Source organism: Streptomyces sp. NPDC051109 (assembly GCF_044455885.1).
Lineage (GTDB): Bacteria > Actinomycetota > Actinomycetes > Streptomycetales > Streptomycetaceae > Streptomyces.
Map to the genome: position 1 here is coordinate 287,061 of NZ_JBITFF010000008.1, position 15,539 is coordinate 302,599.

Below are 15,539 nucleotides of genomic sequence, written 5' to 3' on the forward strand. Positions count from 1 at the left end.
TCGACCTCGTCATTTCTTCTTGAGCGGGAGAAGCGCGCTGATCCGGAAGCCGCCGCCGGGACGCGGGCCCGCGTCCAGGGTGCCTCCGACCATGCCGATCCGTTCGCGCATGCCGATCAGCCCGTGCCCGGCGCCGTCTGCGCCGCCGTCCTCGTACAGCTCGTGGGCCGCCCCCCGGCCGTCGTCCTCGACCAGCAGGCCGAGCCCGTCGTCGAAGTAGACCAGCCGGACGCTCGCCTTGGCATCGGGGCCGCCGTGCTTGCGGGTGTTCGTCAGGGCCTCCTGGACGATCCGGTAGGCGGTGAGCTCGACGCCCGTGGGCAGGCGGCGCGGCGCGCCCTCGACCTCGAAGTCCACCGTGAGCCCGGCCGCCCGTACCTGCTCGACGAGGACCTCGATCTGCTCCACGTCGGGCTGGGGCACGTAGTCCTCGGACTCCTGGGGCTCCCCGGTGCGCAGCACGCCGAGCAGCCGGCGCATCTCGGCCAGGGCCTGGCGGCCGGTGCCGGAGATGGTCTGGAGGGCCTCCTTGGCCTGCTCCGGGGCCGCGTCCATGACGTACGCGGCGCCGTCTGCCTGGACCACCATCACCGAGACGTTGTGCGCGACGACGTCGTGCAGCTCGCGGGCGATCCGGGCGCGCTCGGCGGCGACGGCCACCTTCGCCTGGGCTTCCCGCTCCTTCTCCAGGCGCTGGTTCCGCTCGACGAGCTGGGCGTAGTAGGCCCGGCGGGTGCGCAGGGAGTCCCCGAGCACCCAGGCGAGGACGAACGGCACGATGGCGAACAGGGTGAAGAAGACGTTGCTGGAGGTGTCGCCCTTGTCCACGTGGAACCGCAGGGCGTAGAGCGGGGCGGCGGTGAATCCGATGGCGAGCGCGGTACGGGACATCCGGCGCGAGATCTCGGCCGAGGCGGCGACCGTGTACAGGATGATCAGCATCCCGAAGTCGGCCGTGTTCGTGTCGGTGTGGGTGAGGAGCTTGTACACACCGGCGCCGACGGCCAGCCAGAACATCGGCAGGGTCCACCTGCGGCGCAGGGCCACGACGAGGCCCATCGCGATCACGGAAGGGACGGCGATCAGCTTCGTGGTGGCGCTGTCGGCGCCGTTGTCGGCGACTTGCAGCATCGCGATCCCGAACAGGAGGACAGCCCAGAAGCTGTCGACGCCCGTCGGGTGTCTGCGGAGGAAGTCGTAGAGGCGCTGCACGTAACCCAGAGTAGGCAAAGGAGATAGGTGCTGGAGTCAACCACAGGTGCGATCCGTGTGACAGAGGCGTACTCCCCAAGGTGGAGGCCGAGCTTAACCTTTCGGGGATGAGGACTCAGGGAGAAGCCGCGGACGCCGTTCCGGTTCCGGTTCGGTGGCGGACCGCGATGGAGGCAGCGCTGTACGGGCCGGGCGGGTTCTACGTGCGGCCGGGCGGACCGGGGCCGGCCGGCCACTTCCGTACGTCCGTGCACGCCTCGCCGCTGTACGCGGGGGCCGTGGCGCGGCTGCTCGGGTGGGTGGATTCGGAGCTCGGGCACCCGCGGGAGCTGGACCTGGTCGACGTCGGGGCCGGGCGGGGGGAGCTGGTCAGCGGAGTGCTGGGGGCGCTGCCGGCGGAGCTCGCGGGACGGGTGCGGGCGTGGGCGGTGGAGCGGGCGGAGCGGCCGGCCGCGCTCGATCCGCGGATCCGGTGGGTGCCCCGGCCGCCGGAGGGCGCGTGCGGGCTGCTGTTCGCGAACGAGTGGCTGGACAACGTGCCGCTGGACGTGGCGGAGGACGGGCACTACGTACTGGTCGACCGGGAGGGTGCGCAGACCCGCGGGCCGGCGGTGGACGGCGCGGACCGGGCATGGCTGGAGCAGTGGTGGCCGGGGCCGGGCCGGGTCGAGATCGGGCGGGGGCGGGACGAGGCGTGGGCCGCTGCCGTGCGCTCGGTGTCGCGCGGCCTGGCGGTGGCGGTGGACTACGCCCACACCCGGGACGCCCGCCCCCCGTACGGCACCCTGACGGGCTTCCGCGGGGGGCGGGAGGTCGCGCCGGTGCCGGACGGGAGCTGCGATGTGACGGCTCACGTGGCGCTGGACGCGTGCGCGGGGCCGGGGGCGGTGCTGGTTTCGCAGCGCGAGGCGCTGGGCCTTCTCGGGGTCTCGGGGGCCCGCCCCCCGCTGGCGATGGCCTCCGCGGACCCCGCCGGGTACGTCCGCGCCCTCGCCTCCGCCGGCGAGGCGGCGGAACTCACCGCCCGGGGCGGCCTGGGGGACTTCGCCTGGCTGGTCCAGCCGGTCGGCGTGCGTTCCTGGCCGGCCTGACCTGGTCCGCCGCGCGGGGCTTCCTCCCCGCGCAGCGGACCCGCGGACTACTCGGCGGCCTCGTGGTCGTGGCCGGGGCGGAGGCCGCCGCCGGCGGAGCCGCCCGTGGTCGGGGCCGAGGGGACCGGCTTCGACAGCGGCGCCAGGTCGAACGCGTAGTGGCCGACCGCGTTCGCGATCACGTCCACGTTGATGTCCAGCGCCTTCTGGTCGATGTTCGTGATGTCGTCGCCCTTGCCGTGGTAGTTCACGTCGTACGCGACCCCGGCCAGGCCCCCGAACTTCGCCGCCTGCGCCGCCGTCTTGATGCCCTCGGCGCCGGTGTCCGTACCGCCGGACGGGATGCCCGCCTCGATGAACGGGCCGTAGTCCGAACGGCCGGTGAAGTCGGAACCCTCGTGCGGGATCTTCTGCGCGTCGAGGAAGTCGGTGATGCCCTTCTCCAGCTGCGCCGAACCCTCCGGCCCCGGGCCCGAGCCGACCTTGTCGGAGTCGTCGCCGTCGTAGACGAAGTACGCCGCGTTCGGCGAGGCGATCATGTCGAAGTTCAGGTACAGCCTGATCTGCTTCTTCTGTGCGTCGCTCAGCCCGCCGACGTACGCCTCGGAGCCCAGCAGGCCGAACTCCTCCGCCGACCACCACGCGAACTTGACCTTGTTCTTGATCTTGTTCTGGCTGCTCGCGAGGCGCTGCGCGACCTGGAGGATGCCGGCCGACCCCGACCCGTTGTCGTTGATGCCCGGGCCCGCCGCGACCGAGTCAAGGTGCGCGCCGAGGAAGACCGTGTTGTCCTCGTCGCCGCCCCGCGTCTCCGCGATCACGTTGTACGTCTTGCGGTTCTCCCGGAACTCGCGGATGTCGAGGGTCACCTCCACCGGCCCGGCCGCCGCCTCGGCGGCCAGCCGCTCGCCCTCCGCCCGGGAGAGGCCGCCGGTCGGGACCTTGCCCGCGTTCGCGTCGCCCAGGGTGCCGTTGAGCGCGCCCTCGGTGTTGTTGTAGATGACCGCGCCGACCGCCCCGGCCGCCGCGGCGTTCGCCTGCTTGACCGCGAAGGTGCAGCCGCCGCGCTTGATCAGCGCGATCTTGCCGGTGAAGGCGCCCGCGGCGAAGTCGCCGGGCTCGCAGCCGTTCGTACCGTCCGCGTCCACCGGCGCGACGGCGATCTGCGCGGTCACCCCGCCCTCCGGGCCGCTCGCCGTGTACGTCATCAGCTTGATCGGGACGTCGCGCTCGCGCCCCGCGCCGTTGACCTTGAGCGTCTCGGCGATCGTCTCGACGTACACGAAGTCGAACTCGTTCTTCGAGACCTTGTAGCCGGCCGCCCGCATCACGGCCTCGACGTACTGCGCGGACTGCACGTGGCCCTTCGAACCGGCCACGCGCGTGCCCTTGTTGTAGTCGGCGATGGCCTGGAAGACCTTCAGGTGGTTGTCGGCGCCTTTGCCGGTCGAGTCCTTGACCAGTTTCCGGGCCAGTGCGTCACCCCGCGCGGCATCGCTCTGCGGGCTTCCGGCGGCCCCGGCCGGTCCGGCGAGCATCAGCGGGGAGACGAGGGCCGCGGCGGCCAGGGCGGCGGTTGCTGCGGCTATACGGCGTGAGGGCATGAAGGTCCTTCCACGACAAGTACGGGCAGACGCACGGAGGGTCGGCGCCAGTGGTGCGCGGTGGACGCACGGTATAGACGAGGAGGCCGATCTCGCCAGAGGTCGCGCCGATTCCGGGTGGCGGCCCCCGCGCATCGGTGAAGGCCCGCCACCGGCATCCGGCCGTCCCTCGGCCGTCCGTCAGCGCAGGATGCCCTCGATGAACTCCGAGCCGATCCGGGCGACGACCCCCAGGTCCAACTGGTGCTGGACGTAGCGCCCTTGGCGCCTGGTGTGCAGCAGGCCCGCCTTCTTCAGGGCCGACAGGTGCCGCGACACCTCCGGCGCCGTGATCCCGTGCACGGTCGCCAGCTCGCTCGTCGTGTACGGGGCGCGCGCCAGGCTCCGGCACAGCATCATCCGCATCGGGTGCGCCAGCGCCTCCATCCGCCGCTGGAGCAGTTCCACCGAGCCCGGCTCGGGCAGTTCGGGGGAGCGGATCGGATAGTGGACGACCGGCACCCAGCCGGGGGCGTGCAGCACCAGCAGGTGCGGCCAGCCGAAGTTCGTCGGCACGAAGACCAGCCCGGGGCCTATCTCCGGGTCCGTCGCGGTGGCCGACCCGTGGACCATCTTGTCGACGGTGATGGTGCTCGCCGCCTCGTCGACGCTCAGCGCGCTCGACACCTCGTGCAGGGTCGCCGCCAGCCCCTTGCGGCGCAGGACCTCGGTCTTGTGCCGCGCGTCGGCACTCTGCTGCGGCTCGATCCGCCGCCAGGTGTCGGCGAAGAACGCCTCGTCGCAGTCCTCCAGGAGCCGCCGCAGCCACACCCGTACGGAGGCGGTGTCGTCCAGCAGCCGCAGCGAGAAGTCCAGCTGGCGCGGTCCGCGCGCGGCGGCCGTCTCCAGCGCCTTGGCCCTGGCCTGCGCGTTCTTCAGTGGGGAGGGCCCGCCGCCCTCGTTGTAGAGCGCCAGCCAGCAGTGCTCCAGGGCGGCCATCACGAACCGCTCGTCGTCGATCCGGTCGAGTACGTCGAGCTCCTCGGCCAAGGTCGCGGCGGGCAGGCCGCCGCCGCCGGGGATCCCCGCGAAGGCCATGAAGATGTCGGAGAAGGAGCTGCGCCACATGAAGTCGCCCTCCAGCAGCCGGTCCGCGAGGCACGGATCCAGCGCGGCGGCGGTGGCGGTGGTCCAGGAGGCCAGGCCGGGGTGGTGGGCGGGCTGCGAGAGGGCGTGCAGCGCCATGCAGAGCTCGGAGAGCGGGGAGGGCGCGAAACGGATGCGCTCCGCGGGGAGCCCGGCGATGTCGATGGTGACGCTCATCGGGCCATTCTGACCTGTCCCGGGCCTGTGACCTGGACGGACACGGATCGATTGACGAGGAGCGTCAATCGTCGTGCGGGGTGGTCCGACCGGGTCCAGGGTTGAGTCATGACAGCGATCGAGCAGTACCTCATCGACACCTACCGGGCGTCCCAGCTGGGCGAGCCGATGCCCCCGCCGCCGGGCCGGGGCGACGTCGCCCTCCTGCGCTCGGCCCGTACGTACTTCCAGTTCCAGGCCGTCCTCGAAGGCCGGGAGGCCCGGCACCCCTGGTGGGCCGCGGTGCGCCGGCTGACCCACGCGCACGGAGCCCGGTGACGCGGCCGGTGACGCGGCCCGGTCAGCGGTCCCCGGGGTGGAAGTCGATCTCGTACGCGATCTCCGAGCGCCGGTCCGCGACCACGATGTCGGCGGTCTCCACCGCCCGGCCGTCCACCGCGTAGTACGTCCGCTCGATCTCGGTGATCAGCTCGCCGACGCTGATGCCGAGCAGATTGGCCTGCGTCTGGTTCGCGCGCGCCGGGCGGGGGACCTCCAGCGCCGAGGCGACCAGCACGCCGATCGAGCGCATCCGCTCGATGACCCCGGCGCCCTTGAACGGGCCCGCCTCCGGCAGCACGACCGGAGTGCCGTCCGTGACCGCCATCGGCTCCCAGGACTCGCAGATCTCCACCGGCCGGCCCTCGGCCAGGAACTCGTACGTGGTGTGCACGCACGGGTCTCCCGGTGCGACGGCGAGCCGCTGCGCGATCCGCTCGGGCGCCGGCGTACGGGCCGCGGAATGCGATTCCCACGTCAGGCCGCCACCGCCGAGCCCGGCCCGGCGGCGCCGCCGGGAGCGGACTATCCGCAGCCGCTCGCGCGGCGCGCACAGGTAGGTGCCCGAACCCGCGCGGCCCTCCAGGAGCCCCTCGATGATCAGCAGCTCCAGTGCGCGCTGCGTGACGCTCTGCCCGACCCCGTACTCCCGGGCGAACCGGGACCGCGACGGCAGCTTGGCGCCGACGGGCCACTCCTCGGCCCCGATCCGCGCCCGCAGCGAGTCGGCCACCTTCAAGTACGCCGTATCCCGGGCCATATGAGCCGTCCTGTACCTGTCGACGAGTTGGGCTCAAGCTAATTCATCAGGTCGAACCCGAGTCTTCAGAACGGCGAGGAGTGAGACGAGCACCACAGCGCCGCCTGCCCGCCGGTCGCGGACAAGCGGCGCGCGTGCGGCCTCAGTCGAAGTTCGGCGCGTTGCGCTCGTAGACCAGGCGCAGCCCGATCAGCGTCAGCCACGGCTCGTGGTCGTCGATGACCGAGGACTCGCCGAGGACCATCGGCGCCAGGCCGCCCGTGGCGATCACCCGGACGTCGTCCGGGTCGCCGTGCGGGCCGGCCAGCTCCTTGGCCATCCGCGTGACCACCCCGTCGACCTGCCCGGCGAAGCCGTAGACCACGCCCGACTGCATCGCCTCGACCGTGGACTTGCCGATGACGTTGCGCGGCCGCGCCAGCTCGATCTTGCGGAGCTGCGCGCCCCGTACGCCGAGGGCCTCCATCGAGATCTCGATGCCCGGGGAGATCACCCCGCCCACGTACTCGCCCTTCGCGGACACCGCGTCGAAGGTGGTCGCCGTACCGAAGTCGACCACGATCGCCGGGCCGCCGTAGAGCTCGACGGCGGCGACCGCGTTGATGATGCGGTCCGCGCCGACCTCCTTCGGGTTGTCCATCAGGATCGGCACGCCCGTCTTGATCCCGGGCTCGACCAGCACCGCGGGGACGTCGCCGTAGTAGCGGCGGGTCACCTCGCGCAGCTCGTGCAGCACCGACGGGACGGTCGAGCAGATCGCGATGCCGTGGATGCCGTCGCCGAGCTCGCTGCCGAGCATCGGGTGCATGCCCATCAGGCCCTGCATCAGGACGGCCATCTCGTCGGCGGTCCGGCGCGGGTCGGTGGAGATGCGCCAGTGTTCGACGATCTCGTCGCCGTCGAACAGGCCGAGCACGGTGTGGGTGTTGCCGACGTCGATGGTCAGCAGCATTACCGCTCCTCGCGCAGGTCCAGGCCGATGTCCAGGATCGGGGAGGAGTGCGTGAGCCCGCCGACCGCGAGGTAGTCGACGCCCGTCTCCGCGTACGTACGGGCGTTGGCCATCGTCAGGCGGCCCGAGGACTCCAGCACGGCGCGGCCGTGGACGAGCGCGACGGCCTCCTCGGTCTCGATCGGCGTGAAGTTGTCGAGCAGGATCAGGTCCGCGCCGGCGTCCAGGGCCTCGCGCACCTGCTGGAGGGTGTCCACCTCGACCTCGATCGGCAGGTCCGGGAACTGCTCGCGAACGGCCTTGAACGCCTCCGCGACACCGCCCGCCGCGATCACGTGGTTGTCCTTGACCAGCGCGGCGTCCGACAGCGACATGCGGTGGTTGACGCCGCCGCCGCAGCGCACCGCGTACTTCTCCAGGGAGCGCAGGCCCGGCGTGGTCTTGCGGGTGTCGCGGACCTTCGCCTTGGTGCCCTCCAGCTCGTCGGCCCAGGTGCGGGTGGCCGTCGCGATGCCCGACATCAGGCAGAGCAGGTTCAGCGCGCTGCGCTCACCGGTCAGCAGGTCCCGGGTGCGGGCCTTGACCGTCAGCAGCACCTGGCCGGGCTGCACGCGGTCGCCGTCCTCGACGTGCCGCTCGACCTCGAACTCGTCCTCGCAGACCACCGAGAGGACGGCCTCGGCGACGCGCAGGCCGGCGACCGTGCCCGCCTCGCGCGCGGTGAAGTCGGCGTGCGCGACGGCGTCCTCGGGGACGGTGGCCACGGTGGTCACGTCCACCCCGCCGTCCAGGTCCTCGGAGATCGCCATGTGGGCGATGTCCTCGACCTCGACGGGGTCCAGGCCCGCGTCCGCGAGCAGCTGGGCGAGCGCCGGGTCCAGGCCGCTCTCCTCGCCGTCGCCGCACGCGCAGTCGTCGCCGCAGCCCGCGGACTCGTCGAGGAGCGGCAGCTCCGCGTGCTCGTGGTCGTGCTCGTGCTGTTCGGGGGTGCTCACGATGACTGCTCCTGGCTCAGGGGGTGCTGTACGGACGGAAAGCCCGCGGAGTCGGTGGGGGTGACGACCAGGGCCCGCCTCTCGGTGGCGGACAGCCGGACGACGAGGTGGCGGCGCCAGGCGGCGTCGTCCCGGTCGGGGTGGTCCTCGCGCCAGTGGCAGCCGCGGGTCTCCTCGCGGCGCAGGGCGGCGGCGACCAGTACGCGGGCCACGCACAGCAGGTTCGTGGCCTCCCAGGTCTCGACGCCGGGCACGGCGGTCTTGCCGTCCGTCTCCAGCGCCGTGAGGGCCGTCGTGTAGAGGTCCTCCAGGGCGGCGGCCGCCGTGCGCAGGGACTCGGCGGAGCGGAGCACGCCCGCGCCGTCCGTCATGATGCGCTGGACCTCGTACCGCGCCTCGGCGGGCTGGAGCGGGCCGGTCGCGGGGACCGGGATGCCGGGGCCGCTGCCGGCGGGCGCGCCGCCGGCGATGTCGGCGGCGATCCGCTCGGCGAAGACGAGCCCCTCCAGCAGGGAGTTGGAGGCGAGCCGGTTCGCGCCGTGCACGCCGGTGCAGGCCACCTCGCCGCAGGCGTACAGGCCGGGGACGGTGGTACGGCCGTGCAGGTCGGTCCGTACGCCGCCGGAGGCGTAGTGCGCGGCGGGCGCGACCGGGATCGGCTCGGTGACCGGGTCGATGCCGTGGGAGCGGCAGGCGGCCAGGATGGTCGGGAAGCGCTGCTCCCACATCTGCGCGCCGAAGTGCCGCGCGTCCAGGTACATGTGCTGCGCGCCCTGCTCCTGCATGCGGCGCATGATGCCCTTGGCGACGATGTCGCGCGGGGCCAGCTCGGCCAGCTCGTGCTGCCCCTGCATGAAGCGCACCCCGTCGGCGTCGACGAGGTACGCGCCCTCGCCGCGGACCGCCTCCGACACCAGCGGCTGCTGGCCCTCGGCGTCCGGACCGAGGAACAGCACGGTCGGGTGGAACTGGACGAACTCCAGGTCGGAGACCTCGGCGCCGGCCCGCAGGGCGAGCGCGACCCCGTCGCCGGTGGACACCGACGGGTTGGTGGTGGCCGAGAAGACCTGGCCCATGCCGCCGGTCGCCAGGATCACGGCGGGCGCGTGGACGGCGCCGACGCCGTCGTGCTGGCCCTCGCCCATGACGTGCAGGGTGACGCCGGCGGTACGGCCCTGCGCGTCCTGCAGGAGGTCCAGTACGAGCGCGTTCTCGACCGTACGGATGCCCGCCCGGTGGACGGCTTCGACCAGCGCGCGGGAGATCTCCGCGCCGGTGGCGTCGCCGCCCGCGTGCGCGATCCGGCGGCGGTGGTGGCCGCCCTCGCGGGTCAGCTCTATCTCGCCGGTCTCGGCGGAGGTGTCGAAGACGGCGCCGGTGGCCATGAGCCGGCGCACGGCGTCCGGCCCCTCGGTCACGAGGAGCCGTACGGCGGCCTCGTCGCACAGCCCGGCGCCCGCGACCAGCGTGTCGTCCAGGTGCTGCTCGGGGGTGTCGCCCTCGCCGAGGGCCGCGGCGATCCCGCCCTGCGCCCAGCGGGTGGAGCCGTCGTCGAGCCGGGCCTTGGTGACCACGACCGTACGGCGGCCCGCGGCGGCGCAGCGCAGTGCGGCGGTCAGGCCGGCGACGCCGGAGCCGACGACCACGACGTCGGCGTCGAGGGCCCAGCCGGGGGCGTTGGCGTGCAGCCGTATGCCGGTACCGGCGGTGCCTGTGCCTGGGGTGCTCACGTGTGTGCTCCGAACTCCAATGGGATGTTGTCGATCAGCCGGGTCGTCCCCACCTTGGCGGCGACGGCCAGGACGGCCTGCCCGGTGAAGTCGGGGCGGACGTCGGTGAAGTCCCGCGGATCCACCAGCGCCAGGTAGTCCAGCAGCAGCGGCGGATCGTGCCGGGCGGCCTCCTCCAGCACGTGGCGGGCGGCGGCCCGTACGGCGTCCGGCAGCCCGGTGCCCGCGGCGGACACGGCGTGCGCGTCGGCGGCGGAGCGGATCTCGCCGAGCCGGGCCAGGGCGGTGGCCCGCTCGTCGCTGGTCGGGGAGGCCTCGGCGCGGGCGCGCAGCGCGGCCTGCGCGGCGAGCCGGTCCTGCCCGGCGAACAGGGCGCGGGAGAGGGCCAGGGCGGTACGGCGCTCCTGGCCGGAGAGGTACCGGTTGCGGGAGGACAGTGCGAGCCCGTCCTCCTCGCGGACGGTCGGTACGCCGACCACCTCGACGGGGAAGTTCAGGTCGGTCACCATCCGCCGGATCAGGGCCAGTTGCTGCGCGTCCTTCTGGCCGAACAGGGCCAGGTCGGGACGGGTGAGGTGGAGCAGCTTGGCGACCACGGTCAGCATGCCGTCGAAGTGGCCGGGCCGGGTGGCCCCTTCGAGGCGCTCGCCCATCGGGCCGGCGCTGACCCGCACCTGCGGGTCGCCGCCGGGGTAGACCTCGTCGACGGCCGGGGCGAACACGGCGTCGGCGCCGGCCGCTCGGGCGATCTCCAGGTCGGCGTCGAGGGTGCGGGGGTAGCGGTCGAGGTCCTCGTTCGCCCCGAACTGGAGGGGGTTCACGAAGACGGTGACCACGACCTGGCCGCTCTCCCCGGCCCGCTCACGGGCCGTACGGATCAAGGTGGCGTGGCCGTCGTGGAGGGCGCCCATGGTCATGACGACGGCGCGCGGGCCTTCGGCGGTCCGCGGGAGCTTGTGGAGCTCCTCGGCGGTGTCGATCAGCAGCAGGTCGGTCACTGGTCCCCACCCTCGGGATCGGCGAGCACGCCCAGGAGGTCCTCGGCGAGTTCGGGCTTGAGGAGGCCGTGCGCGAGGGCCCGGTCGGCGGTGGTGCGGGCCATCGCCAAGTATCCGGCGACCGAGGCGGGGGCGTGCTTGCGCAGCTCCGCGACGTGCGCGGCGACGGTACCGGCGTCGCCGCGGGCCACCGGGCCGGTCAGCGCGGCGTCACCCGAGCGCAGGGCGTTGTCGAGGGCCGCGCCGAGCAGCGGGCCGAGCATCCGGTCGGGGTGCTCGACCCCGGCCTTGTGCAGCAGCTCCATGGCCTGGGCGACCAGGGTGACCAGGTGGTTCGCGCCGAGGGCGAGGGCCGCGTGGTAGAGCGGGCGGTTCTCCTCCGCGATCCACTCGGGCTCCCCGCCCATCTCGATCACCAGGGCCTCGGCCGCGAGCCGCAGCTCCTCGGGGGCCGTGACGCCGAACGAGCAGCCGGCCAGGCGCTGCACGTCCACCTCGGTGCCGGTGAAGGTCATCGCGGGGTGCAGGGCCAGCGGGAGCGCGCCCGCGCGGCGGGCCGGGTCCAGCACGGCGGTCCCGTACCGCCCGGAGCTGTGGACGAGGAGCTGGCCGGGCCGGACCGCGCCGGTCTCCGCGAGTCCCTCGACGAGGGCCGGCAGCGCGTCGTCGGGCACGGTCAGCAGCACCAGGTCGGCCAGCTCCAGCACCTGCGCGGGCGGTACGAGCGGCACGTCGGGCAGCATCCGGGCGGCGCGCCGGCGGGAGGCGTCGGAGACGCCCGAGACGGCGACCGGCCGGTGCCCGGCCTGCTGGAGCGCGCGGGCCAGCGCGGGGCCGACCCGGCCTGCGCCGACGACCCCGACGGTGAGCCGGGCGGGGCGCGGTTGCTGGGATGAGTTCACGCGGGGAAGGCCTTCCGTTCCAGTCCGCGGGGGGTACCGGACGATACGCCGCCATGCTAGCCCCTGGGCGTGTTGGCCGGTCGGCGATGATCGGGGGCATGACGGATGACGATGATCTGACGGAGCGGCTGCTGGCGGCGGGTCGCGCGGCCGACCGGACGCTCTCGCCCGGCGCGCGGGAGGCGACGGTCGGGGAGCTGCTGGCGGGGCTGGCCGCGCCCGATCCCGAAGAGCCGGCCGACCTGTACGGGGACGGGGTGGTGGCCCGGCTGGAGCGGCGGGTGGCGGAGCTGCTGGGGACGCAGGACGCGGCGTTCTTCCCCTCCGGGACGATGGCCCAGCAGATCGCGCTGCGCTGCTGGGCGGGGCGCACCGGGAACCCGGTCGTCGCACTGCACCCCATGAGCCATCCGGAGCTGTGGGAGGGCGGTGCGCTGTCGCTGGTCTCGGGCCTGCGGACGGTGCACCCGACCACGGACCCGCGCCAGCCGACGGCGGAGGAGGTCGCGGAGCTGGCGGAGCCCTTCGGCACGCTGATGCTGGAGCTCCCGCTGCGCGGCCCGGGCTTCCTCCTCCCCACCTGGGAGGAGCTCCGGGCGCTGGTCGACGCGGCCCGCGAACGGGACGCGGTGGTCCATTTCGACGGGGCCCGGCTGTGGGAGTCGACCGTGCACTTCGGGCGGCCGCTCCAGGAGATCGCCGGGCTCGCGGACTCGGTGTACGTCTCGTTCTACAAGTCGCTCGGCGGCCTCAGCGGCGCGGCCCTGGCGGGCTCCACCTCCCTGGTCGCGGAGGCGCGGGTCTGGCGCCACCGGTACGGGGGCCAGATCTTCCGCCAGTTCCCGCAGGCCCTGTCGGCGCTGGCCGGCCTGGACGGGGAGCTCCCGCGCCTGCCGTCGTACGTGGCCGGGGCCCGCGCGGTGGCTTCGGCGCTGGCCGAGGCGCTGGCGGGCGGCCCGGTCCCGTGGTTCCGGATCAACCCGGAGACCCCGCACACGCACCAGTTCCAGGTCTGGCTGCCGTACGGGGCGGAGCGCCTGACGGAGGCGGGGGTGCGGCTGGCGGAGGACACGGGCACGCTCCTCTTCCGGCGCTGGTCGCCGTCGCCGGTCCCGGGCGTCTCGGTGACGGAGGTGACGGTCACCGCTCCGGGACTCACCTGGACCCGCGAGGACGTCCACCGGGCGGTGGAGGCCTTCACCGCACGCATCCATCCGTGACATTGCGAACAGCGACGCACCGATTTCCGGCGAAGTCGTCGGTCCGGCGCCGCCTCCCGGTTACCTTCCCTCCACGGGAAAGCAACGGAGCCGTCCCCCCGGAGGAGACACCATGACCGCTCACCCCGCCTGGCAGAAGTCCACGTACTGCGGCGAAGGAGACAACTGCGTGTACGTCTCCGCGGCCCCGGGCCACCTCGTCCGCGTGGCCGACCGGGCCGACCCGGCGCATCTGGTTCTGGCCACGACCCAGTCCGCCTGGGCCGACTTCCTTGACGCCGTCAAGGCGGACGGATAACCCTCGGCGCGCCCGGAATCATGCCGCTCAGGGGATTTTGTCCGATTAGCGCGTATCTTCGGCCCATGCCCACGCCCTACGGATCCCGCGGCGGCATGGCGTTCAGCGCCGCCGAGCTGCTCGTGCTCAGGCGAACGCTCACCCACGCCCTCCAGTCCTCCACGGCCCCCGCACCCCTGACGGCCCCCGAGGTCCAGGACTGTCTGCGCCTCGCGCAGTCGGTGGACGACGCGGTCCAAGAGGCGGGACGGCTCAGAGAGTTCCTCCTCGCCGACCTGGGCCGCTACCGCGACGCCCTGCCCGGCAGCCTCTCCGGCTACCTGGAGCTGCTCCAGGACGCCCTGGCCGCGGGGTACGAGCCCGCGCCCGACGACCTGGCCGCCCTGCGCGCCCTGCGGGCGAACCCGGTCGCGGCGGCGCTGCTGGAGCGCTGCCAGGGCATCGCGGAGCGCTCCGTACGTCGGCGGCTCTCCACGACCCCGCCCCCCCGGACCCGCCTGCTGGCGCTGTCCGGGGGCAGGGGCGCGCGGGAGTCCAGGGGGGCGAAGGACGGCAAGGAGGAGCCAGCCCAGCCCGCCCGTCCCGCGCCGGCCCCCAAGGAGCCGTCGCACCCCGAACGCCCGTCCGAGCGGCCCATCCCGACCCCCGGCGAGGTGTTCCCGCCGCGCCGCAAGCCCACCCCGCCCCCGGCGGCCGGGCTCGCTGCCGGGTAGCTACGCTGGGGGCATGGACTACGTTTCCGCGCTCGTGCCCCCCGTAGTGATGGCCGGCTTCTTCATCGCGCTCGTCGTGACGATCGTGAAGAGCCAGGGCGGCGCCAACAAGGCCAAGGAGGACGCGGCCGTCGACGCCGTGATCGCCCGCGCCGAGGCCGCCCAGCAGGCCCAGCCCGGCAAGTAGCCCGCCCGGCCTTCCCGCCCCGGAGTCTTCTCCCGCGGCGGCACTCCCGCGCACGCGGCCTTCCCCCGTAACGCAGCGTCCCGGCATTTTTGCGGCGCGTTGCGCTCCGAATAGCCGGGCAATTCCGCACATTCCGCACTATCGTGCTGTTGTGCCTCGCCCCTTGGGAGAACTCGAAGACGCGGTCATGACGCGGGTGTGGCAGTGGAACCGCCCGGTCACTGTTCGTGAAGTACTGGAAGACCTTCAGCAGGAACGGTCCATCGCGTACACCACGGTCATGACGGTTATGGACAATCTCCATCAGAAGGGCTGGGTCCGCCGGGAAGCCGAAGGCCGCGCCTATCGATATACGGCGGTCTCCACCCGCGCCGCCTACTCGGCCGCACTGATGAACGAAGCGTGGTCGACGAGCGACAACCCCGCGGCCGCCCTCGTGGCCTTCTTCGGCATGATGTCCGCGGAACAGCGCGACGCCCTGCGGGACGCCTTCCGCATCGTGGGGTACGACGACGGTTCCGCCGCGGAGCCGGCAGCCGAACCGGTGGCCGAACCGGTGGCCGAGCCCCCCGCCCGCTCCGCCCCGCAGCCCCCCGCCGAGACGCCCTCCGCACCCCCTCCCGCCGAAGGGGACTCCGCCGGGCGCGGGGCCGAGCCCGGGCGATAGCGTCCGGGCATGGGTGAGTTTTCCGCTGAACACGCAAAAACAGTGACGATCCGCCGTGCCCGCACCGGCGATGTTCCCGCGCTGCGCCGCCTCCTCGACCAGTACGTGCAGCAGCGGATCCTCCTCGACAAAGCCCCGGTCGTCCTTTACGAGGACATCCAGGAGTTCTGGGTCGCGGAACGCGACTCCGACGGCCGGGTGGTCGGCTGCGGCGCTCTCCACGTCATGTGGGAAGACCTGGCCGAAGTGCGCACACTCGCGGTCGACCGCGAGTTGAAGGGCGCCGGAGTCGGCCATCAGCTGCTGCGGCAGTTGTTGGACACCGCGCGGACCCTCGGCGTCGCCAAGGTTTTCTGCCTGACCTTCGAAGTGGACTTCTTCGCGAAGCACGGCTTCGTCGAGATCGGCGAGACCCCGGTCGAGACGGATGTCTACATCGAGCTCCTGCGTTCCTATGACGAGGGCGTCGCCGAGTTCCTCGGTCTCGAACGAGTGAAGCCGAACACCTTGGGTAACAGTCGGATGCTTCTGCACCTCTGAACGATCACGGCGGCTTTTCCCGTGCTCCGCGCACCTGTGGCCTATGTCCG

17 protein-coding genes are annotated in these 15,539 nt (G+C 73.1%); 8 read left to right on the forward strand and 9 right to left on the reverse strand.

Translation table 11 applies throughout. From position 1 onward, the window contains the following. Positions 1 to 9: 9 nt before the first annotated feature. On the reverse strand, positions 10 to 1,212 hold the full coding sequence (locus ACIBAD_RS17970; RefSeq protein ID WP_134072447.1) for a sensor histidine kinase: 1,203 nt from the start codon (positions 1,210 to 1,212) through the stop codon (positions 10 to 12). A gap of 107 nt (positions 1,213 to 1,319) precedes the next feature. Between ACIBAD_RS17970 and ACIBAD_RS17975 the strand changes: the two genes are divergently transcribed. Next, entirely contained in the window at positions 1,320 to 2,303 is a 984-nt protein-coding gene (locus tag ACIBAD_RS17975; RefSeq protein ID WP_134072445.1) for an SAM-dependent methyltransferase, read from the forward strand. Between the two features lie 47 nt (positions 2,304 to 2,350). On the opposite strand, the gene ACIBAD_RS17980 is transcribed toward ACIBAD_RS17975, so the two are convergent. Together ACIBAD_RS17980 and ACIBAD_RS17985 are read right to left on the reverse strand one after the other, a co-directional pair. After that, positions 2,351 to 3,907 carry a M28 family metallopeptidase gene (locus tag ACIBAD_RS17980; RefSeq protein WP_398907652.1) on the reverse strand — a complete coding sequence of 519 codons (1,557 nt, stop codon included), beginning with the start codon at positions 3,905 to 3,907 and terminating at the stop codon, positions 2,351 to 2,353. A gap of 180 nt (positions 3,908 to 4,087) precedes the next feature. Then, positions 4,088 to 5,209, reverse strand: coding sequence for a DUF5937 family protein (locus tag ACIBAD_RS17985; RefSeq protein ID WP_134072441.1), 1,122 nt, complete (start codon positions 5,207 to 5,209; stop codon positions 4,088 to 4,090). A gap of 108 nt (positions 5,210 to 5,317) precedes the next feature. Between ACIBAD_RS17985 and ACIBAD_RS17990 the strand changes: the two genes are divergently transcribed. Beyond that, entirely contained in the window at positions 5,318 to 5,527 is a 210-nt protein-coding gene (locus tag ACIBAD_RS17990) for a hypothetical protein (protein WP_398907653.1), read from the forward strand. A gap of 22 nt (positions 5,528 to 5,549) precedes the next feature. Here the strand turns inward: ACIBAD_RS17990 and ACIBAD_RS17995 are convergent, their stop codons facing one another. From ACIBAD_RS17995 to ACIBAD_RS18020, 6 genes are all read right to left on the reverse strand, one after another. Then, positions 5,550 to 6,287 (reverse strand): GntR family transcriptional regulator, encoded by a 738-nt coding sequence (locus ACIBAD_RS17995; protein ID WP_398907654.1) that lies wholly within the window; start codon positions 6,285 to 6,287, stop codon positions 5,550 to 5,552. A 142-nt stretch (positions 6,288 to 6,429) separates the two neighbouring features. Further along, on the reverse strand, positions 6,430 to 7,239 hold the full coding sequence (locus tag ACIBAD_RS18000) for a type III pantothenate kinase (RefSeq protein ID WP_134072437.1): 810 nt from the start codon (positions 7,237 to 7,239) through the stop codon (positions 6,430 to 6,432). After that, positions 7,239 to 8,234 (reverse strand): carboxylating nicotinate-nucleotide diphosphorylase, encoded by a 996-nt coding sequence (gene nadC / locus ACIBAD_RS18005; RefSeq protein WP_398907655.1) that lies wholly within the window; start codon positions 8,232 to 8,234, stop codon positions 7,239 to 7,241. Before nadC ends, ACIBAD_RS18000 begins: the two co-directional genes overlap by 1 nt. Beyond that, complete coding sequence (locus ACIBAD_RS18010) at positions 8,231 to 9,964, reverse strand: L-aspartate oxidase (protein WP_398907656.1); 1,734 nt, start codon at positions 9,962 to 9,964, stop codon at positions 8,231 to 8,233. Before ACIBAD_RS18010 ends, nadC begins: the two co-directional genes overlap by 4 nt. Further along, positions 9,961 to 10,953, reverse strand: a complete 993-nt coding sequence (gene panC, locus ACIBAD_RS18015) for a pantoate--beta-alanine ligase (protein ID WP_166682131.1) — start codon at positions 10,951 to 10,953, stop codon at positions 9,961 to 9,963. Before panC ends, ACIBAD_RS18010 begins: the two co-directional genes overlap by 4 nt. Before the next feature lie 5 nt (positions 10,954 to 10,958). Next, positions 10,959 to 11,864 carry a DUF2520 domain-containing protein gene (locus ACIBAD_RS18020; protein WP_134072429.1) on the reverse strand — a complete coding sequence of 302 codons (906 nt, stop codon included), beginning with the start codon at positions 11,862 to 11,864 and terminating at the stop codon, positions 10,959 to 10,961. A 98-nt stretch (positions 11,865 to 11,962) separates the two neighbouring features. Between ACIBAD_RS18020 and ACIBAD_RS18025 the strand changes: the two genes are divergently transcribed. The 6 genes from ACIBAD_RS18025 (at position 11,963) to ACIBAD_RS18050 (ending at position 15,489) form a co-directional block, all read left to right on the forward strand. Then, on the forward strand, positions 11,963 to 13,084 hold the full coding sequence (locus tag ACIBAD_RS18025; protein ID WP_134072426.1) for a beta-eliminating lyase-related protein: 1,122 nt from the start codon (positions 11,963 to 11,965) through the stop codon (positions 13,082 to 13,084). A gap of 112 nt (positions 13,085 to 13,196) precedes the next feature. After that, on the forward strand, positions 13,197 to 13,382 hold the full coding sequence (locus ACIBAD_RS18030; RefSeq protein ID WP_030158488.1) for a DUF397 domain-containing protein: 186 nt from the start codon (positions 13,197 to 13,199) through the stop codon (positions 13,380 to 13,382). Positions 13,383 to 13,477: 95 nt separating this feature from the next. After that, a complete protein-coding gene (locus ACIBAD_RS18035; RefSeq protein ID WP_398907675.1) occupies positions 13,478 to 14,095 on the forward strand; it encodes a hypothetical protein in 618 nt (205 codons plus the stop codon). A gap of 13 nt (positions 14,096 to 14,108) precedes the next feature. Further along, positions 14,109 to 14,282 (forward strand): hypothetical protein, encoded by a 174-nt coding sequence (locus tag ACIBAD_RS18040; protein WP_398907657.1) that lies wholly within the window; start codon positions 14,109 to 14,111, stop codon positions 14,280 to 14,282. 151 nt (positions 14,283 to 14,433) lie between these two features. Then, the gene (locus ACIBAD_RS18045) at positions 14,434 to 14,949 is read left to right on the forward strand and encodes a BlaI/MecI/CopY family transcriptional regulator (RefSeq protein WP_398907658.1); all 516 of its coding nucleotides are present in this window, start codon (positions 14,434 to 14,436) and stop codon (positions 14,947 to 14,949) included. Positions 14,950 to 14,958: 9 nt separating this feature from the next. Continuing rightward, positions 14,959 to 15,489: an amino-acid N-acetyltransferase gene (locus tag ACIBAD_RS18050; RefSeq protein WP_134072424.1), complete on the forward strand. Its 531-nt coding sequence runs from the start codon at positions 14,959 to 14,961 to the stop codon at positions 15,487 to 15,489. Positions 15,490 to 15,539 lie beyond the last annotated feature (50 nt).